The following is a 20826-nucleotide window of genomic DNA, read 5'->3' as shown; positions in this document are numbered from 1 at the left end:
CCTGCTGGCGGCAGCGATGATGGTGGTGCTGGGCATCACGCTGGCGCATCACTGGAATCTCACCGGCATCGGCCTGGCGCAGGGTGATCGGCAGCTGTACGTTCCGCGGATAGATTTCGCTCTTGCCGTAAAACTCATCTTCGTGCGGCTGGCCCGGCGGCAGCGTGACCGGCGCCAGCTGCGCGTGTTGCGCGCTGATGTGGAATTGCTGGCGATAGAGGTAATAGCCGTCCTTCACTTTCCAGCTCAATGTCAGCTGATGGCCCTGCTGGCTGAAATCAAAGCCAAAGGCCTGATCGACCGGCACAAAGCGGTTATTGGTAGGCGAGAACAGGCTGGCCTGCGCCGACAGGCAAAACAGCAGCGCCAGGCACAGGCTTAACAGGCGGGAAAATCGAGCAGCCATGACGAATTAATCAGCTCCGGTGGCGAATGAGCCGCGATAATAACACGGCTCATTCGCCACGAGGTTTTCAGGATGTAACCACGACGCTACAGAATCAGGCTGCCGAACAGGAAGCCAAACGCCACCGAGAAGGTAATTGCCAGTACGCCGGGAATGATAAACGAGTGGTTGAACACGTACTTACCAATGCGGGTCGAGCCGGTGTCGTCCATCTCCACCGCGGCCAGCAGCGTCGGGTAGGTGGGCAGCACGAACAGCGCGGACACCGCGGCGAAGGAGGCGACCGCCGCCAGCGGCGATACGCCGAGCATCAGTGCGGCCGGCATCAGCGCTTTGGTGGTGGCCGCCTGCGAGTAGAGCAGCGTGGCAGCAAAGAACAGCACCAGCGCCAGCATCCACGGATAGCTCTGCAGCATGTCGCCGGCCAGCGTCTGGATGTCGCTCAGGTGCGCTTTGACAAAGGTATCGCCCAGCCAGGCGACGCCCATCACGCAGATACAGGCGCTCATGCCGGATTTAAACGTGCTGGCACTGAGGATTTCACCGGTTTCCACTTTGCAGGTCAGGCAAATCAGCGTAGCAACCGTCAGCATAAACACCACAATGGCTTCGTTACGCGGCAGTACCGGATTGCTGATCAGGCCCACGCTGTCGCTGATTGCCGTCGCGTACAGCACCACCGCCGCAATACCGATAAGGAATAGCAGCACCGCGCGTCTGGCACCCGGCTTGATGTGATAAACCTGCTCACCGCGCAGCGTTACTTCACCTTTCGCCAGGCGCGCCTGATAGACGTCATCTTCTTTGAGCTCTTTGCCGAGGAAGTTGGTGATCACGGCGGCACAGAAAATGGCCAGCATGGTGGCAGGCAGCGCGACGCCGAGCAGCGCCAGATAACTGACGCCGCGTGGTTCAAGAATCGAGGCAAAAAATACCACCGCGGCCGAAAGCGGCGAGGCGGTGATGGCGATTTGCGACGCCACTACGGCTATCGACAGCGGGCGCGAAGGGCGTACGCCTTGCTCTTTGGCGACTTCCGCAATCACCGGCAGAGTTGAAAAAGCGGTGTGCCCGGTACCCGCCAGCAGCGTCATCACATAGGTCACCAGCGGCGCGAGGAACGTGACAAAGCGCGGATGGCGGCGCAGCAGGCGTTCCGCCAGCCCGACCAGATAATCCATGCCGCCGGCCACCTGCATCGCGGCGATGGCCGCAATCACCGCCATAATGATCTCGATGACATCGAACGGGATCGCGCCGGGTTTCATGCCGCAAACCAGCGTCAGCACCAGCACGCCTAAACCGCCGGCAAAGCCAATGCCGATGCCGCCGAGGCGCGCACCCAGCCAGATCGCCAGCAGGACGATGAGCAATTCCACCACTACCATAGTTTCACTCCCTGAAGTGCCGCCACACGCAGCCACTTTAGTTATAGACGTCAAAATAAAAAAGCACGCCGTATTGTATACAGGCGTGCTTCAGACGACTTGATCCGGAACGGATTACTGTTCGTTTTCGTCGGTGTAGCGTTTGGCTTTGTATTCCGGGTGCATCAGGTTCTGGATGGAGAAAATATCGTCCAGCTCGGCTTCGGTCAGCAGACCGCGTTCCAGCACCACTTCGCGTACGCTCTTACCGGTTTCAGCACAGATTTTCCCGACGATATCGCCGTTGTGATGGCCGATGTACGGGTTGAGGTAAGTGACGATACCGATGGAGTTGAACACGTAGGCTTCACAGACCGCTTTGTTGGCGGTAATGCCGTTAACGCATTTTTCCAGCAGGTTGTAGCAGGCGTTGGTCAGGATGCTGATCGACTCAAACAGCGCCTGGCCAATCACCGGTTCCATCACGTTGAGCTGCAGCTGGCCGGCTTCAGAAGCCATGGTCACCGTGGTGTCGTTGCCAATCACTTTGAAGCAAACCTGATTGACCACTTCCGGTACCACCGGGTTAACTTTGGCAGGCATGATTGAAGAACCGGCCTGCAGTTCCGGCAGGTTGATTTCGTTCAGGCCGGCGCGCGGACCGGATGACAGCAGGCGCAGGTCGTTACAGATTTTCGACAGTTTCACCGCCAGGCGCTTCAGCGCTGAGTGCACCATGACGTAAGCGCCGCAGTCTGAGGTGGCTTCAATCAGATCTTCGGCGGGCACCACCGGCAGGTTGCTGACTTCCGCCAGGCGCTGTACTGCCAGCTGCTGGTAGCCGTCCGGCGTATTGAGGCGGGTGCCGATCGCCGTGGCGCCGAGGTTAACCTCCAGCAGCAGTTCGGCGGTGCGCAGAATGCTGCGCGTCTCTTCGTTCAGCAGTACGTTGAACGCGTGGAACTCCTGACCGAGCGACATCGGCACCGCGTCCTGCAGCTGGGTGCGGCCCATCTTCAGGATGTTTTCAAACTCCACCGCTTTGCGCTGAAAACCTTCGCTCAGCTGGCCAATCGCGTCGAGCAGTTTGAGGATCGAGGCGTAAACCGCAATGCGGAAACCGGTAGGATAAGCGTCGTTAGTGGACTGACACTTATTCACGTGATCGTTCGGGTTGAGGTACTGATATTCACCTTTCTGGTGACCCATCAGCTCCAGACCGATGTTAGCCAGCACCTCGTTGGTGTTCATGTTGACCGAGGTGCCCGCGCCGCCCTGATAGACATCAACCGGGAACTGGTCCATGCACTTACCGTTGTTCAGCACTTCATCACAAGCCTGAATGATGGTGTTGGCGATGTGGCGGGGGATGGTTTGCAGCTCTTTGTTGGCGAGCGCGGCGGCTTTTTTCACCATCACCATGCCGCGAACAAACTCAGGGATGTCACTGATTTTACTGTTACTGATATAGAAGTTCTCAATCGCACGCAGAGTATGAACACCGTAATAGGCATCTGCCGGAACTTCACGCATGCCTAACAGGTCTTCTTCGATACGAATGTTGTTCGCCATGATTACCTTCTTATTATTGCTGCTGTGTTACTGCCGGGCATCCGGAATGGATGGGCGGCGAATAACGTGCAGGTGAAGCAATTATATTGTCGTGGAATACCAGTGCCGACATTTTATCCATCTTCGGGCTGGCGAGCACGATCATATTCTGTCACTGCAGAAATGCTTGTGCACAGATCACTTTACGGACATTTGCTGGCCCAGCGGTAATAACGATATGTGATGTACTTCGCAATTTTAAGTCAGTGGCATAAATTTAACAGTGGCGGTTGAATTTCCCCGGCCGCGTGCCCATCTCATACGTTATGGTCATGCTGACCCTTCAATTTTGCTGCTCCGCACGCTGCGTGGCGGCACGACTCACAGGAGATATCGGTGCGCTGGTTACCGTTAGTGATTTTTTTTGTTCTGGCCTGGATTGAGATCTCGATTTTCATGCAGGTGGCGCACGCGCTCGGCGTGCTGCTGACCATGCTGCTGGTAATTTTTACCTCGTGCATTGGTGTGTCGCTGGTGAAAAATCAGGGCATGAAGAACTTTATGCTGATGCAGGAGAAGCTGGCGCGTAACGAGAGCCCGGCGGCGGAGATGATCAAAAGCGTGTCGCTGATCATCGCCGGTTTTCTGCTGCTGCTGCCTGGCTTCTTTACCGATTTCCTCGGCCTGCTGCTGTTGCTGCCGCCGGTACAGAAGCACCTGACGCTGAAGCTGATGCCGCACCTGCGCGTATGGCGCGGCCCGGGGCAGGGCCCGGACAGCGGCGTCACCATGGACGGCGAGTTTGAGCGCAAAGATCAGGATCGTATCGGTCACGATAAAGATCGCTGAATGTAAGCGGGGCGGCGTAAGCCGCCCTTTTTGCTGTCTTTTTCGTCATCTGTTACGCAAACGAAAATTTTTTATTTTTTTGCCCTTGAAAGCCCCTTTTCTGCCCCTATCTCTCTCTCCACGAGGCCGGAACCCTCAAGCCCGGCGTTCAACCCAAAAATGAATGATTGGACTTCTCAAAGGAGAGCTATCAAATGAAAATTCGTCCGTTGCACGATCGCGTTATCGTCAAGCGTAAAGAAGTTGAAGCCAAATCTGCTGGCGGTATCGTTCTGACCGGCTCTGCAGCAGGCAAATCAACCCGCGGTGAAGTACTGGCTGTTGGCAATGGCCGCATCCTGGAAAACGGCGACGTGAAGCCGCTGGACGTGAAAGTGGGTGATCTGGTGATTTTCAGCGAAGGCTACGGTGCCAAGACTGAGAAAATCGACAACGAAGAAGTTCTGATCATCTCTGAAAGCGACATTCTGGCGATTGTTGAAGCGTAATTTACGCGTAATTCACTGAACGAAACGAATTTAAGGGATATTTGAAATGGCAGCTAAAGACGTAAAATTCGGTAATGACGCACGCGTAAAAATGCTGCGTGGCGTGAACGTACTGGCAGATGCAGTAAAAGTTACCCTGGGCCCGAAAGGCCGTAACGTGGTTCTGGATAAATCTTTTGGTGCACCGACCATCACTAAAGATGGTGTTTCTGTGGCACGTGAAATCGAGCTGGAAGACAAGTTCGAGAACATGGGTGCGCAGATGGTGAAAGAAGTCGCTTCTAAAGCTAACGACGCAGCAGGCGACGGCACCACCACCGCTACCGTTCTGGCACAGGCTATCGTCAACGAAGGCCTGAAAGCCGTCGCGGCGGGCATGAACCCAATGGATCTGAAGCGCGGTATCGATAAAGCCGTTGCAGCAGCCGTTGAAGAGCTGAAAACCCTGTCTGTACCATGCCAGGATTCCCGCGCTATCGCGCAGGTAGGTACCATTTCTGCCAACTCCGATGAAAGCGTCGGTACCCTGATCGCTCAGGCGATGGACAAAGTGGGTAAAGAAGGCGTGATCACCGTTGAAGAAGGCACCGGTCTGCAGGACGAGCTGGACGTGGTTGAAGGTATGCAGTTCGATCGTGGCTATCTGTCTCCGTACTTCATCAACAAGCCAGAAACCGGTGCAGTGGAGCTGGAAAGCCCATTCATCCTGCTGGCTGACAAGAAAATCTCTAACATCCGCGAAATGCTGCCAGTGCTGGAAGCTGTGGCGAAAGCCGGCAAACCACTGCTGATCATCGCAGAAGACGTGGAAGGCGAAGCGCTGGCTACGCTGGTGGTCAACACCATGCGCGGTATCGTGAAAGTGGCTGCGGTGAAAGCACCGGGCTTCGGCGACCGTCGTAAAGCGATGCTGCAGGATATTGCTATCCTGACCGGCGGTACCGTGATCTCTGAAGAGATCGGTATGGAGCTGGAAAAAGCGACGCTGGAAGACCTGGGTCAGGCAAAACGCGTGGTGATCAACAAAGACACCACCACCATCATCGATGGTGTGGGCGATCAGGGCGCAATCTCTGGCCGCGTGACGCAGATCCGTCAGCAGATCGAAGAAGCGACGTCTGACTACGACAAAGAGAAACTGCAGGAGCGCGTTGCAAAACTGGCAGGCGGTGTAGCCGTACTGAAAGTAGGCGCAGCGACTGAAGTTGAGATGAAAGAGAAGAAAGCACGCGTTGAAGATGCCCTGCACGCTACCCGTGCTGCGGTTGAAGAAGGCGTGGTTGCCGGTGGTGGTGTCGCGCTGGTGCGTGTTGCGGCGAAAATCGCAGCATCTGGCCTGAAAGGTCAGAACGAAGACCAGAACGTCGGTATCAAGGTTGCTCTGCGTGCGATGGAAGCGCCACTGCGTCAGATCGTTTCTAACGCCGGTGAAGAGCCATCTGTGGTTGCTAACAACGTGAAAGCCGGCGACGGTAACTACGGTTACAACGCACAGACCGAAGAGTACGGCAACATGATCGACTTCGGTATCCTGGATCCAACCAAAGTGACCCGTTCTGCGCTGCAGTACGCATCTTCTGTGGCCGGTCTGATGATCACCACCGAAGCGATGGTCACCGACCTGCCGAAAAGCGACGCACCTGACTTAGGTGCTGGCGCTGGCGGCATGGGTGGCATGGGCGGTATGGGCGGCATGATGTAATTGCCCTGAACGTCTGAGCTGTTGAGAAACCCCCGATCGGAAACGGTCGGGGGTTTTTCTTTTGCCGGCGAACAAGGTATAAGTAAGGGCGCAATACTTCGGCTTTGCGGGTTTAGGGCAATGAATGTTCAGAAAAAATGTGCGCTTTTCTGCTACGCTGCCGCCCGACACTGATGATAATAAATGGGGATTATAATGCGGATTAACCTCTCGCTCGGACTGGCAGTCGGTACCTTACTGCTGGCGGGCTGTAGCACCTCCAACCAACTGAGTGCCGCCGGCGAACGTGTCACCTTTGTTGATCAACAGCCAGGCAGCCAATGTCAGCTGCTGGGCAATGTTACCGGCTCGCAGAGCAACTGGCTGACCGGCTCAGGCGGTGAAGGCAGTTCACTGCGCGGTGCGGCCAACGACCTGCGTAACCGCGCAGCGGAGATGGGCGGCAACGTAATTTATGGTGCCACCAGCCCGACGCAGAACCTGCTGTCTGCCTTTGCCCCGCTCGACAGCAAAATGTCGGGTCAGGTGTATAAGTGCCCGTAATGGCAGAGCAGCAATAAAAAAGCCGCGAGAGCGGCTTTTTTGTTTTTGAGTACAGTTCCAGCACGGTCGCCATCAATGGCGACACTACGGTGATGGCACCGACTGTAGGGTGCGCATTCATGCGCACCGGGCAGCTGGCAGGGAACGTCACTCCTGACGCAGCTGCAGATCCAGCGGCGTTTTGCTCGGCTCACCACCAATTTCCCGCGCCAGCTTCGGCACCATATAGCCCGATACCATGGTCAGCAGCTGCCGCACCAGCGCGCGCGCCTGCTCATCCGGCACAAAGAAGTGCGCCGCACCCTGCACCTTATCCAGCACATGTAAATAGTAGGGCAGGATGCCGGCATCAAACAGCGCATTGCTGAGCTGTGCCAGAGTCTGCGCATCGTCATTAACGCCGCGCAGCAGCACGCTCTGGTTCAGCAGGGTGACGCCGGCGCGCTTCAGCCTCTGCATGCGTTCGCGCAGCGCCTCGTCAATCTCCTGCGCGTGGTTGATGTGGCTGACCAGCAGCACCTGCAGACGCGTATCCGCCAGCAGCTGGCATAGCCCTTCGGTAATGCGCGCCGGGATCACTACCGGCAGCCGGCTGTGAATGCGCAGGCGTTTCAGGTGCGGAATGTTTTCCAGCGCGCCAATCAGCCACGCCAGCTCCTGATCTTTCGCCATCAGCGGATCGCCGCCGGAGAAGATGATCTCGTCGAGCTCGGGATGGGCGGCAATGTAATCAATCGCCGCCTGCCAGTTGCGCTTGTTGCCCTGATTATCCTGATAGGGGAAATGCCGGCGGAAGCAGTAGCGACAGTTCACCGCGCAGCCGCCCTTGACCAGCAGCAGCGCGCGGTTTCTATACTTATGCAGTAAGCCCGGCACCACGCTGCTCTGCTCATCGAGCGGATCGGTGCTGTAGCCCGGCGCATCGGTAAACTCCTGACGGCTGGTCAGCACCTGCAGCAGCAGCGGGTCCTGCGCATTGCCGCGCTGCATGCGCTGAATAAAGGCGCGCGGTACGCGCAGGGCAAACAGACGGCGCGCTTCGCTCCCGGCTGCCAGATCTGCGTGGTTTTCGAGGGCTAAAAGTTGCAGTAATTCAGCAGGATCGGTGACAACATCAGCAAGTTGCTGCAACCAATCTTCTCTGACGGGGGGATTTAGGGTTACAATGTGTGCCATTTTTTTGGCTATTACCAGTTAATATCTACAGAGGGCCTTTATGGCGACTTATCTTAGCAACGATTTTCGTGCCGGTCTTAAAATCATGTTCGAAGGCGAACCGTATGCCATCGAATCCAGTGAATTCGTTAAGCCGGGTAAAGGCCAGGCGTTTGCACGTGTTAAAATGCGTCGTCTGCTGACCGGTTCACGCGTTGAGAAAACCTTCAAGTCTACCGACTCCGCCGAAGGCGCAGACGTGCGTGACATGACGCTGCAGTACTCTTACAACGACGGTGATTTCTTCTACTTCATGCACCCGGAAACCTTCGAACAGTATCAGGTTGAAGCCAAGGTACTGGACGACGTGACCAAATGGCTGCAGGACAACGCCGAGTGTATCGTAACCCTGTGGAACGATAAACCGATCGCCGTTCAGCCACCGAACTTCATCGAAGCTGAAATCACCGAAACTGACCCAGGTCTGAAAGGTGATACTGCCGGTACCGGCGGCAAGCCAGCGACGCTGTCTACCGGCGCCGTGATCAAAGTGCCACTGTTCGTACAGATTGGCGAAGTGGTAAAAGTAGACACCCGCTCTGGCGAATACGTTTCCCGCGTAAAATAATCGTCAAATCAGGCGCATCATCGATGCGCCTTTTTTTATTTCCGCGCTCATCCCCGCACCGCGTCTTTTTTCAGCAGCTTAACCGCCATCATGGCGTATCCGGTCTATGCTTTAAAAGCTGTACTTTTACTGCAACCAACAAGGATATGGCTATGTTAAAGAAAAGTATTGTCGCGATTTTCTCGGTACTGGTGCTTTCCTCGCTGCTTTCAGCCTGTAACACCACGCGTGGCGTAGGCGAAGATGTTGAAGCGGGCGGTCAGGCAATTCAGCGCAGCGCGCAGTAACTAAAACCGGTGCGAAACCTGCTTTCGTACCGGCTTTCTCTTCCTCCTGTTGTCCTGCCAGCACCTGTGATTTCTGAAACTGCCTGCCGCGACGGCGGTGCCGTTGTTTGCCGTCAGCAATACGGGTAGACTTCCTCCCCTTGTCTGTATAAGGAGTCATCACCATGAGCGAAACGGCAAGCTGGCAGCCGAGCGCACCCATTGCCAATTTGTTGAAACGCGCCGCCATCCTGGCGGAAATCCGGCGTTTCTTTGCCGATCGCGGCGTACTGGAAGTGGATACGCCTGCCATGAGCCAGGCGACGATCACCGACATCCATCTGGTGCCATTCCAGACGCGCTTCGTCGGACCTGGGGCGGCAGACGGGCGCGATCTGTGGCTGATGACCAGTCCGGAATATCACATGAAGCGCCTGCTGGCGGCGGGCAGCGGCCCGATTTATCAGATGGGGCGCTGCTTCCGTAATGAAGAGGCCGGGCGCCACCATAATCCGGAATTCACCATGCTGGAGTGGTATCGGCCGCACTACGACATGTATCGGCTGATGAACGAAGTCGACGACCTGCTGCAGCAGGTGCTGGAGTGCGACAGCGCCGAATCGCTATCGTATCAGCAGGCGTTTATCCGTCATCTGGAGATCGATCCGCTGTCGGCGGACAAGGCGCAGCTGCGCGAAGCGGCGGAAAAGCTGGGTGAGGGCGAGCTGGCGAATCGCGAAGACGATCGCGACACGCTACTGCAGCTGCTGTTTATGCTGGGCGTGGAACCGAAAATTGGTCTCGATAAGCCGTGCTTCGTCTATCACTTCCCGGCCAGTCAGGCGGCGCTGGCGGAGATCAGTACCGAAGATCACCGTGTGGCAGAGCGTTTCGAGGTCTATTACAAAGGCGTGGAGCTGGCCAACGGTTTCCGCGAACTGACCGACAGCCGCGAACAGCGTCAGCGCTTTGAGCAGGATAATCGTCGTCGCGCTGCGCGCGGTTTGCCACAGCATCCGATTGATACTTACCTGCTGGATGCGCTGGCGCACGGCATGCCGGCCTGTTCCGGCGTGGCGCTGGGCGTCGATCGCCTGATTATGCTGGCGCTGAAAGCCGATGCGCTCAGTGAGGTGATCGCTTTCCCGGTTGATCGCAGCTAGTTACGCCGCGGTTCTGCACACCCGGCCGCGGCTCAGCGATGGCGCTGTCCGCGGCCGGGTGCGTTTACGGCGAGGTATTATTGGCCGCTTCCGGAAACTCCTGGATGGTAACCGGCAGCGTCATCTTCTGCTCATTGCGCAGCACCTGCACATCAATCACCGATCCCGGGCGGATTTCCGCCACCTGGTCCATGGTCTCCTGCGCGGACAGCGCCGGCTTACCGTTTACCTGCAGCAGGACATCATTGGCCTGAATGCCGGCGCGATCCGCCGGACCGCCCGGCGTCACTTCGCTAACAATAATGCCCTGCACCCGATCGAGGTTGCTGCCCTGACCGTGCAGCGGCGGCAGCTCGCGCCCGGTAATACCGATATAACCGCGGATCACCCGGCCATCGCGAATCAGCTTATCCATGATTTTGGTCGCCAGCGCGGTCGGAATGGCAAAACCAATGCCTTCCGGAGTTTCGCCGTCGTTGCTTTTGTCGAAGGTCAGCGTGTTGATGCCCATCAGCTCGCCCAGCGAGTTAATCAGCGCGCCGCCGGAGTTCCCCTGGTTGATCGAGGCATCGGTTTGCAGGAAGTTCTGCCGACCGGAGGAGCTCAGACCGATGCGGCCGGTGGCGCTGATGATGCCCTGGGTGACCGTCTGGCCGAGGTTGTACGGGTTGCCAATCGCCATCACCACATCACCAATATGCGCGACACGTTTGGCGTTAATCGGAATTACCGGCAGATTGGAGGCGCTGATTTTTAACACCGCCAGATCGGTCATGGCGTCGGAGCCCACCAGCGTCGCTTCAAAAAAGCGTCCGTCCTGCAGCGCGACGATAATCTGGTCAGCGTTATTGATGACATGTTTGTTGGTGAGGATGTAGCCTTTCGCGTTCATGATGACGCCGGAACCGAGCGTGGTAATGCCGCGATTATTGTTACCGTGCGCGCTGCGGTTATAGACGTTGACCACCGCCGGCACAGCACGGCGCACGCCCTGATTGAAACTGAAGGGCGCTTCATCGGCGCTGCTGTCGTGATCAAAGGTGACGTTGCTGCCCATTCGCAGCGCCGGGATCGCGACAAGCAGTAAACCTGCCACGATCAGGCCCATCACCACAGAACGTAAAAGTTTAAGAAACATGGTGTTATTTCAGGCAAGAGTTGATCGCAGGGCAGAATAGCACGAGAAGGGCGGACAAACACCTGCTTGTCCGCCCGTTGCGAGGATTATCGCAGAAGCAGGTAAATACTCTCGTCGCCGCGCACCACGTTCAGCGCCAGTACCGGCGGTTTGCCCTCCAGCACTTTGCGCATCTCGGCGAGGCTCTGCACCCGCGTACGGTTAACGCCGACAATCACATCGTCTTTCTGCAGGCCAACCTGTTCTGCCGGCGTGCCTTTTTCGATGGTATCGACTTTGACCCCTTTATCGCCGGCTTTGGTATTGCCGTCACTGAGCGTGGCGCCCTGCAGCGCTGGCGACATCAGCTGGGCGCTGGCGGTACTCTGCGCGCTCTGTTCCAGCGTTACGGTCACCGTCAGCGGTTTGCCATCGCGCAGCAGACCGATTTTCACCTGCTGGCCTGGCGGCGTGGTGCCGACTTTCACCCGCAGCTCGGCAAAGCTGGTAATTGGCTTATCGTTAATGGCGGTAATGATGTCGCCCGCTTTGATGCCCGCCTGTTCCGCCGCCGACTTCGGCAGCACTTCAGAGACAAATGCCCCGCGCTGCGCATCGACGTTAAACGCTTTCGCGATATCGGCGGTCATTTCTGTCCCTTTGATCCCGAGCTGACCGCGCTTCACTTCGCCGAACTGAATCAGCTGCTGCGCCAGATTCATCGCCATATTGCTGGGGATGGCAAAGCCAATACCAATGTTGCCGCCGCTCGACGCCAGAATGGCGGTGTTAATGCCGATCAGCTCGCCGTTGAGGTTCACCAGCGCGCCGCCGGAGTTGCCACGGTTGATGGCGGCATCGGTCTGAATAAAGTTCTCCAGTCCTTCCAGATTCAGCCCGCTGCGGCCCAGCGCCGAGATAATGCCGGACGTCGCCGTCTGGCCGAGGCCGAACGGGTTGCCGATCGCCACGGCGAAATCACCCACTTTCAGCGCGTCAGAATCAGCAATTTTCACCTGCGTGAGGTTTTTTGCGCCTTCTACCTGAATCAGTGCGATGTCGGTTTGCTCGTCATGACCAATCAGCTTTGCGTCATATTCGTTGCCATCGCTCAGCTGCACGCTGATTTTATCCGCACCGTTTACCACGTGATTGTTGGTCAGAATGTAGCCTTTAGCTGCGTCGATGATGACGCCGGAACCCAGTCCTTCAAATGGCTGTGGCTGAGACTGGCCGGGCGCCTGGCCAAAGAAGCGCTTCAGCGGCTCGGGAATATCCTGGCCCTGCTGACCGCTGTCGGTGCCCTCGACATGCACGCTGACCACCGCCGGCAGCACTTTTTCCAGCATCGGTGCCAGGCTTGGCAGTGCTTGTCCCTGAATCTGTGCCGGCAACGTGGCCATGGCACCCGGCGTCGCCGCCAGACTCATCCCAATGCTCAAGGCTAATGCGCTTAACAGTCGTGCTGGTTTTTTCATTGCTATGACGCTCTCGCTGCGAAAAGGGGGATAAAAGAAGTGTGACAGTTATTGGTAATAAGCGTTCGGAAAACAAAAAGGGCACAGCCATGCTGTGCCCCAAAAGGATTAACTGCGGGTGGTGCGTTCGCCGCTGCGCAGCAGGCCCGATGCGCCTTCAGAGTAGTCGCGCGGGATCTGCACCGGCGCCTGGTCGTTATCGGCCTCGGCTTCCGTCAGCTGGTAAGCAAACGGGTTTTTCTCGCCCGGCAGATTTGGCAGCAGGTCATTCGACCCTTTCGCCATGTGCTGATACAACTGCCGATAGTCGCGCGCCATGTTGTCCAGCAACTCTGCGCTGCGCGCAAAGTGGTTGGTGAGCTCTTCGCGGTAATCCGCCAGCTCCGCTTTGGATTTTTCCAGTTCGTACTGCATGCTGCGCTGCTCACGCAGCTTTTTGTTGCCAAAACGCATCGCTACCGCGCCGACAATAATGCCAATCACTAAACCAATCAGCCCGTATTCCCAGGTCATAATGACTCCCGTGTAATTTCCGTTGCTTCGTAGGGCATTGCTTCTGTCTCAACTTCAATAGTAGCCACTATACCCGTTAATCCATCGGAAGTGGAATCCTCGGGCTGTATCGCTTAGTGTAGAGCGGCCTAATTTTCGACAACCGACACGTGAATCGGACTTTTTCAGGGATTCTGAGAGAACCATGCAAACCTCATCTCCGCTTGCGCGCTATGAGCAGGCGCTGTCGCAGGGCGAGTTTCGTCCGGACGATGTACAACGTGACGCCATCACCCGTTTAGATCGCATTCAGCAAGGCCTGATTGCCCGCCAGCAGCAGCCGCAGCCGGCAGCTAAAGGGCTGTTTGGCCGCTTATCAAAGCTGATGAATAAAGCGCCGGAGAGCCATGAAGCGCCGGTGCGTGGCCTGTATATGTGGGGCGGCGTCGGACGCGGTAAAACCTGGGTAATGGATCTGTTTTTTCAGTCTATTCCTGGCGATCGCAAACTGCGTCTGCATTTTCATCGCTTCATGCTACGCGTGCATGAAGAGTTAACGCAGCTGCAGGGCCACAGCGACCCGCTGCTGATTGTCGCTGACCGTTTCAAAGCGGAAACCGATATTCTCTGTTTCGACGAGTTTTTCGTCTCCGACATCACCGACGCAATGCTGCTTGGTACCCTGATGGAAGCGCTGTTTGCCCGCGGCATTACGCTGGTGGCGACCTCCAACATTCCGCCGGATGAGCTGTACCGCAACGGCCTGCAGCGGGCGCGTTTTCTGCCGGCTATCGAGCAGATTAAGCGCCACTGCGATGTGATGAATGTCGATGCCGGCATTGATTATCGCCTGCGCACCCTGACATCGGCCCATCTGTGGAATTTCCCGCTTAACGACGCGACGCACGCGGAGATGGAGCGCATGTTCAGCGCGCTGTCCGGTAAACCGCGCGACGACGCGCCGGTGCTGGAGATAAACCATCGCCAGCTGCCGACGCTCGGCGTTCACGAAGGCGTACTGGCCATCAACTTCCTCGCGTTGTGCGGTGAAGGGCGCAGCCAGCACGATTACATTGAGCTGTCGCGCCGCTTCCACAGCGTGCTGCTGTACGATGTGCCGGTGATGATTTACAAAACGGAAGACCAGGCGCGGCGGTTCCTCGCGCTGGTGGATGAGTTCTACGAGCGCCACGTCAAGCTGGTGGTGGCGGCAGAAACCTCGCTGTTTGAAATCTATCAGGGCACGCGGCTGAAATTCGAATATCAGCGCTGTCTGTCGCGCCTGCAGGAGATGCAGAGCGAGGAGTATCTTCGCCTGCCGCACCTGCCCTGAGGGGCAAACAGAAATCACCGCTTCGGGCGCAAAAAGAGTCGATCTTTAGATTCGACTTCTCTATAATCTTGCGACCCCACGTTACAGCACAGGCTTTCTTTTCCCGGAAAACTGTGTGATCCGGTAACTCTACCTGAGGGGGTGGGCTTGCTGGGCGAATTGGTCGTGTGAGCCTCAATCGTTAACTTAGCGTTTGGGATTTCACCAACGTGTAACTTTTATTTGGGTAAGCTTTTCAATGAAAACTTTTACAGCTAAACCAGAAACCGTACAGCGTGACTGGTATGTTGTTGACGCAACTGGCAAAACCCTGGGTCGCCTGGCGACTGAACTGGCGCGCCGTCTGCGTGGTAAGCACAAAGCGGAATACACTCCGCACGTTGATACCGGTGATTACATCATCGTTCTGAACGCTGACAAAGTTGCTGTAACCGGCAACAAGCGTAACGACAAGATTTACTATCACCACACTGGCCACATCGGTGGTATCAAGCAAGCGACCTTTGCAGAGATGATCGAACGCCGTCCTGAGCGTGTGATTGAAATCGCGGTTAAAGGCATGCTGCCAAAAGGCCCACTGGGTCGTGCTATGTACCGTAAACTGAAAGTTTACGCAGGTAACGAGCACAACCACGCGGCGCAGCAACCGCAAGTTCTTGACATTTAATCGGGATTATAGGCAATGGCTGAAACTCAAAACTACGGCACTGGTCGCCGCAAAAGCTCTGCCGCTCGCGTCTTTATCAAGCCGGGTAGCGGTAACATCGTAATTAACCAGCGCTCTCTGGAGCAGTACTTCGGTCGTGAGACTGCACGCATGGTCGTGCGTCAGCCGCTGGAGCTGGTTGATATGGTTGGTAAACTGGACCTGTACATCACCGTTAAAGGTGGTGGTATTTCTGGTCAGGCTGGTGCGATCCGTCACGGTATCACCCGCGCTCTGATGGAATACGACGAGTCTCTGCGTTCTGAACTGCGTAAAGCGGGCTTCGTTACCCGTGACGCGCGTCAGGTTGAACGTAAGAAAGTCGGTCTGCGTAAAGCACGCCGTCGTCCACAGTTCTCCAAGCGTTAATTGCTGGCTGCTTCGGCAGTTACAATTGGCTCAAAAAACCCGCTTCGGCGGGTTTTTTATTGCCTGAATCGCGGCTTTTTCAGCGCAAAAACGCGAGCTTTCCCCGCATTTTGCCCGCAAATGATTATCCCCGCCCCACAAGCTGCTTAAAATCTGGTAAACTGACTGACACTTTGCGCCCGCGAGTCGCGGCGTTGTGCATACTGCTCCTGTCGGGACGACCGGACAATGCCCGTAACGCCCGGCTGTGTGCGAATCTGATGAGCAGGTGAGTCGCCGCGTGGTTGGCTATTCGCAGTATTTTTTTGTGAACAAACTTGGAGGTTTTCATGGCTGTCGCTGCCAACAAACGTTCGGTAATGACGCTGTTTTCTGGTCCGACTGACATTTTCAGCCATCAGGTACGTATCGTGCTGGCTGAGAAGGGCGTCAGCGTGGAGATCGAGCAGGTTGAAACGGATAATCTGCCGCAGGATCTGATTGACCTCAACCCGTATCGCACTGTGCCAACGCTGGTCGACCGTGAACTGACGCTGTATGAATCCCGCATCATCATGGAATACCTCGATGAGCGTTTCCCGCATCCGCCACTGATGCCGGTTTATCCGGTCGCGCGCGGTGAAAGCCGTCTGATGATGCACCGCATTGAGCAGGACTGGTACAGCCTGATGCGTACCATTGAAACCAGCAGCGGTGCCGAAGCCGATGCCGCGCGTAAGCAACTGCGCGAAGAGCTGCTGGCCATTGCGCCGCTGTTCTCACGTACGCCGTTCTTTATGAGCGAAGAGTTCAGCCTGGTTGACTGCTATCTGGCGCCGCTGTTGTGGCGTCTGCCGCAGCTGGGTGTGGATCTGGCTGGCGCAGGTTCGAAAGAGCTGAAAGGCTACATGACGCGCGTATTTGAACGTGACTCCTTCCTCGCTTCTTTGACGGAAGCCGAACGTGAAATGCGCCTGCAAGCCCGGGGCTAATCTATGGAAATGTCGCAACTTACTGCCCGCCGTCCCTATCTGCTGCGGGCCTTTTATGAATGGCTGCTCGACAACCAGCTGACGCCGCATCTGGTGGTGGATATCAATCTGCCTGGCGTACAGGTGCCGCTGGAGTACGCTCGTGACGGACAGATTGTCCTGAACATCGCACCGCGCGCGGTGGGTAACCTTGAGCTTGCCAACGATCAGGTGCGCTTCAATGCGCGTTTCGGCGGCGTGCCGCGCCAGGTATCCGTGCCGATGGCTGCGGTGCTGGCGATTTACGCGCGCGAAAACGGCGCCGGCACCATGTTCGAACCGGAGCCTGCTTATGAGCTGTCCGGCGACGAGCAGGAAGGCGGCCAGGAAGAGACGCTGATGTCGGTGATTGATGGTGACCGTCCGGACGATGCGACGGATGACGACTCTTCACCGGATGATGAACCGCCGCCGCGCGGTGGACGTCCTTCACTGCGCGTAGTGAAGTAAATCGCGGAAAATAAAAAACGGGCTGATTAGCCCGTTTTTTTTATGCTTGTGTCGCGGCGCGGCTTAGCGCGCAGCAGACCAAAGGAAGCGTAGCGCTCCCTTTGTACCGATCTTAATAAACGTCGCGCAGATAACGCTTATCTTTCTTCAGCTGATCGATATAGGCTGCGGCACGCTCGCTGGAAAGACCACCGAACTGACGCACCACTTCATACAGCGCGGCGTCGACGTCCTTCGCCATGCGTGAGGCATCGCCACAGACGTAGAAGTAGGCGCCTTCCTGCAGCCAGGCGTACAGCTCAGCGCCTTTCTCCAGCATGCGGTTCTGCACGTAAATCTTCTCTTCCTGATCGCGGGAGAAGGCCAGGTCGAGATGCGTCAGCAGACCGCTCTGCTGCCAGCCCGCCAGCTCATCCGCGTAAATGTAATCATGTTCCTGATGCTGGTCGCCGAAGAACAGCCAGTTTTTACCTTCAGCGCCGGTCGCCTGGCGCTCCTGCAGGAAGGCGCGGAACGGCGCGATGCCGGTACCCGGACCGACCATGATCAGCGGGGCGTTATTGTTCGCCGGCACGCGGAACGCTTTGTTCGGCGAAATAAAGATCGCCGGCTTCTCTCCGCGACGCACGCGTTCAGCCAGATAGGTCGAGCACACGCCTTTACGCTCGCGGCCACCGCTGTGATAGCGCACGGAAGCGATGGTCAGATGCACCTGGTTAGGGTGCGCCTTCGAGCTGGACGAAATGGAGTAAGCACGGTGCTGCAGCGGACGCAGCATCGCCACCAGCTCCGGCACCGACAGATTACGCTTCAGCTCGAGCTGCAGCAGATCCAGCGTATCTTTGCCCCACAGCCAGTTAGCCAGCGTATCTTTATCGTCGTGCTGCAGGACGTGCAGCAGCTCCTGGTTGGTGGTGTGCTGTCCGACCCACTCAATCAGCTTGCGCGACGGCTCAGAAATCTCGAACTGATAGGTCAGCAGATCGCCGAGGTTACGGTCAAAGCCCGGCACTGGGGTTTCGTAGTCGGCTTTCAGCTCGCTCAGCAGCAGGCTCACCAGCCCGGCATCGTTCACCGGGATCACGCCCAGCGCATCACCGGCTTCGTATTTCAGGCCGCTGTCGCTCAGGTCAAATTCGAAGTGACGGATATCTTTGGCGGACTGCTCGCCGGACAGACGCTTATTGGTCACCAGCGCCGCCGCGTACGGGTTTTGCTTGTTGCTGCCTGGGATTACCGGCGCTTCCGGCGCGCTCTCCAGCACCGTGCCGCTGCTGCCCGCGCTGGCGGCAAACTGTGGCATGGCGCTGCCAATCCACTCGCTGGAAGGCTCTTCGTAATCGATGTCGCAGTCGATGCGATCCACCACGCGTTTCGCCCCCAACTGCTCCAGGCGCATATCAATGAACTTACCGGCCTGGCAGAAACCGTCGTAGCCGGTATCGCCGATTGCCAGCACGGCAAAGTGCATCTGCTCCAGACGCGGCGCGGTGCTGGCTGAGATGGCCTGCCAGAACAGCTGTGCGTTGTCTGGCATTTCGCCTTCGCCGTAGGTGGAGGTGACGATCAGTACATGACGCATGGTGGCGAACACATCCAGATCCACTTCACCCAGCGCCTGCACTACCGGCACCAGGCCTTTAGCGCGCGCCGCTTTGGCTGCGGTCTGCGCCAGCGCTTCGGCGTTACCGGTCTGGGAACCAAACAGAATATGCAGCTGGGTGGTGGCGCTGGCGCCCGCTGCCGGTGCGGTCTGCTTGTCTTCTAATACCAGCAGGCGCGAGTGGAGACCGGCGAGAAACCCCGCCAGCCAGTATTTCTGTTCGCCGTTAAACGGCGCGTCTTCAGGAATGTAAGGAATCTTCATGGATATCAGTACTCAAAACGTTTTATCGTCATCAATCTTCTTTCGCAGCGCAATCAGGAGAGTTTCCCGACCGCGGCGGCAATCTCTGGCAGTGCGGCGCGTGCAAACAGCTCTTCAAAATCAGGCAGATGGCCCAGCACCTCACGGTTGCAGGCGTCCTGATAAATGATCCAGCCATAGGTTGCCAGGCTGTCCATGGAGCGAATGTTGCGCTGCGTCAGCGCGGCTTTGTAATCCGACATACGCTTGGCGGCGATCAGGCTTGCCAGCTCATCATCGCTGTAGTTCTCAATGGCCGCACGGGCATGACGCTGCAGCTTGCTGACCAGCGCGAAATCTTCGGTCATCAGCAGGTTGCGAACCGCTTTCTCGACTGCCGCGTCTTCCACCGTTGTGCCTTTCGGCAGTTTGCCAAGCGCCAGCTGCTGCGCGAAGCTCAGAACGGTGTAGTTATTCAGCAGAACAAACATCTCCTGCGTATCGGTCGCGCCGTAGGCCGGTACCGCACCGTCGGCGATGGTTTTGCCCGCACGCCAGGCTGATTTGAACTTGGCAACCTGATGCGCGGCCAGCGACGTGGACAGCTCTTCCAGCAAATCCTTACGCGTTTTCGCTTTCAGGATTTCACCGCCGTCCTGATACAGCAGCAGCGAGCGCGGCATCACGTAAACGAAGTGCTGACACTCGGTTTCCCAGTGCTCCAGCAGCCACGCTGCGCGCGGCGACTGGGTGGCTTCGAGGTGCCAGTGCAGCATGGTCAGCACTGCCTGCTTGTGCACCTGCGCCATTTCGTCTTCGTCAGCGATGGAGCCGAACAGCACCGAATCACCGGCGGCGTGCGCGGCCAGCGAACGGTACGGATCGTACTGATAGGCGAAGCCGCCGCTCATGCCGTTACCGAAACCTTTACCAAAGGTGCCGAGGTTAAGAATCGCGCCGTTGGTCATGTATTCACAGCAGAAGTCGCCGACGCCTTCCACCACCGCGGTGGCGCCCGAGTTACGCACGGCGAAACGGTCACCGGCCTGGCCCTGAACAAACAGACGACCGCCGGTCGCGCCGAACAGCGCAAAGTTACCAATCAGCACATTGCCGTCGCTGTCCTGTGCGCCGCCGCCCGGTGACATCACCACCAGTTCGCCGCCACACTGACCTTTACCGACGCCATCGTTACAGGTGCCGTAATGCTTCATCTGCATGCCATCGTTGCAGAACGCGCCAAATGACTGACCGGCTGACCCGCGGGTATCAATCTGCACTGTGCGCGGTGCCAGATATTTCCGGCCACGGTCATCCTGCAGTACCGCTGGCAGTGCGGCCAGCTGCTGCGCCGACAGCTCGTGGTTCAGCATGCGCTCAATATCGATCGCCAGCTGACCGCCAACGCTCTTGTTACGGTTGTTCAGCGTCACGCCGTTACCCAGCGTAATCTCGCGGCGGGCGGCATCAACCAGCTGCGCTTTCAGCTCTTCTACCCAGCCATCGTCCAGCTCGAAATCTTTTTCCAGATACACCGGTTGAGCAATCTTCTGCTCCGGCACCACGGTCAGCATGGCGCGCAGATCGAGTTTGCCCACTTCCAGCGGATGATCCATCAGGTGCAGCAGGTCAGAGCGGCCGCGTGCTTCACGCAGCGAACGCAGACCGAGGCGTGCGAGGAACTCACGCACTTCCTGCGCCACGTTGATGAAGTACTGCGCCAGCTGACGCGGATCGCCATCGAAGGCTTCAGCGTTAGTGGTGAGGCCAGCCGGGCATTTGACGTTACAGTTTTTCGCCATCACGCATTTCAGCATCATCAGCGCGGTGGTGCCAAACTCGAAGCTGTCGCCGCCGAGCAGGGCCGATTTAATCACGTCGCTGCCGGTCTGCTGTGCGCCGGAACA

The 20826-nt window shown here is 57.3% G+C and carries 21 protein-coding genes; 12 read left to right on the top strand and 9 right to left on the bottom strand.

Features of this window, described 5'->3' with window-relative positions; genetic code table 11:
* The 3 genes from ERD80_RS12000 to aspA all read right to left on the bottom strand — a co-directional run.
* The coding region (locus ERD80_RS12000) for a protein-disulfide reductase DsbD domain-containing protein (RefSeq protein WP_282183364.1) at positions 1-406 on the bottom strand (406 nt) is incomplete at its 3' end.
* A gap of 86 nt (positions 407-492) precedes the next feature.
* Positions 493-1794, bottom strand: coding sequence for an anaerobic C4-dicarboxylate transporter (locus tag ERD80_RS11995; RefSeq protein WP_136547036.1), 1302 nt, complete (start codon positions 1792-1794; stop codon positions 493-495).
* A gap of 114 nt (positions 1795-1908) precedes the next feature.
* On the bottom strand, positions 1909-3345 hold the full coding sequence (gene aspA, locus ERD80_RS11990) for an aspartate ammonia-lyase (protein ID WP_021507768.1): 1437 nt from the start codon (positions 3343-3345) through the stop codon (positions 1909-1911).
* A 375-nt stretch (positions 3346-3720) separates the two neighbouring features.
* Between aspA and ERD80_RS11985 the strand changes: the two genes are divergently transcribed.
* The 4 genes from ERD80_RS11985 (at position 3721) to ERD80_RS11970 (ending at position 6906) form a co-directional block, all read left to right on the top strand.
* Positions 3721-4173 carry an FxsA family protein gene (locus tag ERD80_RS11985; RefSeq protein WP_136547034.1) on the top strand — a complete coding sequence of 151 codons (453 nt, stop codon included), beginning with the start codon at positions 3721-3723 and terminating at the stop codon, positions 4171-4173.
* A 194-nt stretch (positions 4174-4367) separates the two neighbouring features.
* Positions 4368-4661 (top strand): co-chaperone GroES, encoded by a 294-nt coding sequence (locus tag ERD80_RS11980; RefSeq protein WP_021507766.1) that lies wholly within the window; start codon positions 4368-4370, stop codon positions 4659-4661.
* A gap of 46 nt (positions 4662-4707) precedes the next feature.
* A complete protein-coding gene (gene groL, locus ERD80_RS11975; protein WP_058759603.1) occupies positions 4708-6363 on the top strand; it encodes a chaperonin GroEL in 1656 nt (551 codons plus the stop codon).
* Between the two features lie 195 nt (positions 6364-6558).
* A complete protein-coding gene (locus tag ERD80_RS11970; protein ID WP_021507764.1) occupies positions 6559-6906 on the top strand; it encodes a DUF4156 domain-containing protein in 348 nt (115 codons plus the stop codon).
* A gap of 147 nt (positions 6907-7053) precedes the next feature.
* Here the strand turns inward: ERD80_RS11970 and epmB are convergent, their stop codons facing one another.
* Positions 7054-8082, bottom strand: coding sequence for an EF-P beta-lysylation protein EpmB (epmB, locus tag ERD80_RS11965; protein ID WP_058759602.1), 1029 nt, complete (start codon positions 8080-8082; stop codon positions 7054-7056).
* A 40-nt stretch (positions 8083-8122) separates the two neighbouring features.
* Here epmB and efp point away from each other — a divergent pair, with 40 nt between their 5' ends.
* The 3 genes from efp to epmA all read left to right on the top strand — a co-directional run bounded on the left by efp (position 8123) and on the right by epmA (position 10118).
* Positions 8123-8689, top strand: a complete 567-nt coding sequence (efp, locus tag ERD80_RS11960; protein WP_021507762.1) for an elongation factor P — start codon at positions 8123-8125, stop codon at positions 8687-8689.
* A 152-nt stretch (positions 8690-8841) separates the two neighbouring features.
* Positions 8842-8976 (top strand): entericidin A/B family lipoprotein, encoded by a 135-nt coding sequence (locus ERD80_RS11955; protein WP_031279745.1) that lies wholly within the window; start codon positions 8842-8844, stop codon positions 8974-8976.
* Positions 8977-9140: 164 nt separating this feature from the next.
* A complete protein-coding gene (gene epmA, locus ERD80_RS11950) occupies positions 9141-10118 on the top strand; it encodes an elongation factor P--(R)-beta-lysine ligase (protein ID WP_021507760.1) in 978 nt (325 codons plus the stop codon).
* A gap of 64 nt (positions 10119-10182) precedes the next feature.
* Here epmA and degS read toward each other — a convergent pair whose 3' ends face one another.
* From degS to zapG, 3 genes are all read right to left on the bottom strand, one after another.
* Positions 10183-11256 (bottom strand): outer membrane-stress sensor serine endopeptidase DegS, encoded by a 1074-nt coding sequence (gene degS, locus ERD80_RS11945; protein ID WP_021507759.1) that lies wholly within the window; start codon positions 11254-11256, stop codon positions 10183-10185.
* Positions 11257-11342: 86 nt separating this feature from the next.
* Complete coding sequence (degQ, locus tag ERD80_RS11940) at positions 11343-12713, bottom strand: serine endoprotease DegQ (RefSeq protein WP_031279744.1); 1371 nt, start codon at positions 12711-12713, stop codon at positions 11343-11345.
* 108 nt (positions 12714-12821) lie between these two features.
* The gene (gene zapG, locus ERD80_RS11935; protein ID WP_021507757.1) at positions 12822-13226 is read right to left on the bottom strand and encodes a Z-ring associated protein ZapG; all 405 of its coding nucleotides are present in this window, start codon (positions 13224-13226) and stop codon (positions 12822-12824) included.
* A gap of 184 nt (positions 13227-13410) precedes the next feature.
* On the opposite strand from zapG, the gene zapE reads away from it, so the two are divergent.
* The 5 genes from zapE to sspB all read left to right on the top strand — a co-directional run bounded on the left by zapE (position 13411) and on the right by sspB (position 17073).
* Positions 13411-14538 (top strand): cell division protein ZapE, encoded by a 1128-nt coding sequence (gene zapE, locus ERD80_RS11930; protein ID WP_136547032.1) that lies wholly within the window; start codon positions 13411-13413, stop codon positions 14536-14538.
* A gap of 238 nt (positions 14539-14776) precedes the next feature.
* Positions 14777-15205, top strand: coding sequence for a 50S ribosomal protein L13 (rplM, locus tag ERD80_RS11925; RefSeq protein WP_021507755.1), 429 nt, complete (start codon positions 14777-14779; stop codon positions 15203-15205).
* A gap of 15 nt (positions 15206-15220) precedes the next feature.
* Complete coding sequence (gene rpsI, locus ERD80_RS11920) at positions 15221-15613, top strand: 30S ribosomal protein S9 (protein WP_021507754.1); 393 nt, start codon at positions 15221-15223, stop codon at positions 15611-15613.
* A 329-nt stretch (positions 15614-15942) separates the two neighbouring features.
* On the top strand, positions 15943-16584 hold the full coding sequence (gene sspA / locus ERD80_RS11915) for a stringent starvation protein SspA (RefSeq protein ID WP_021507753.1): 642 nt from the start codon (positions 15943-15945) through the stop codon (positions 16582-16584).
* A gap of 3 nt (positions 16585-16587) precedes the next feature.
* Positions 16588-17073 (top strand): ClpXP protease specificity-enhancing factor, encoded by a 486-nt coding sequence (gene sspB / locus ERD80_RS11910; protein WP_021507752.1) that lies wholly within the window; start codon positions 16588-16590, stop codon positions 17071-17073.
* A 112-nt stretch (positions 17074-17185) separates the two neighbouring features.
* On the opposite strand, the gene ERD80_RS11905 is transcribed toward sspB, so the two are convergent.
* Both ERD80_RS11905 and ERD80_RS11900 read right to left on the bottom strand, forming a co-directional pair.
* On the bottom strand, positions 17186-18940 hold the full coding sequence (locus tag ERD80_RS11905) for a sulfite reductase subunit alpha (protein ID WP_058770697.1): 1755 nt from the start codon (positions 18938-18940) through the stop codon (positions 17186-17188).
* Positions 18941-18993: 53 nt separating this feature from the next.
* Positions 18994-20826: glutamate synthase-related protein (locus ERD80_RS11900; RefSeq protein WP_248295856.1), on the bottom strand; the 1833-nt coding region annotated here is incomplete at its 5' end.

Origin of the sequence: Pantoea sp. R102, assembly GCF_004916815.1 — a bacterium.
Classification (GTDB): domain Bacteria; phylum Pseudomonadota; class Gammaproteobacteria; order Enterobacterales; family Enterobacteriaceae; genus Pantoea; species Pantoea dispersa.
Note: the sequence above shows the minus strand (reverse complement) of the source record. Positions and strands in the feature narration are given on the sequence as shown.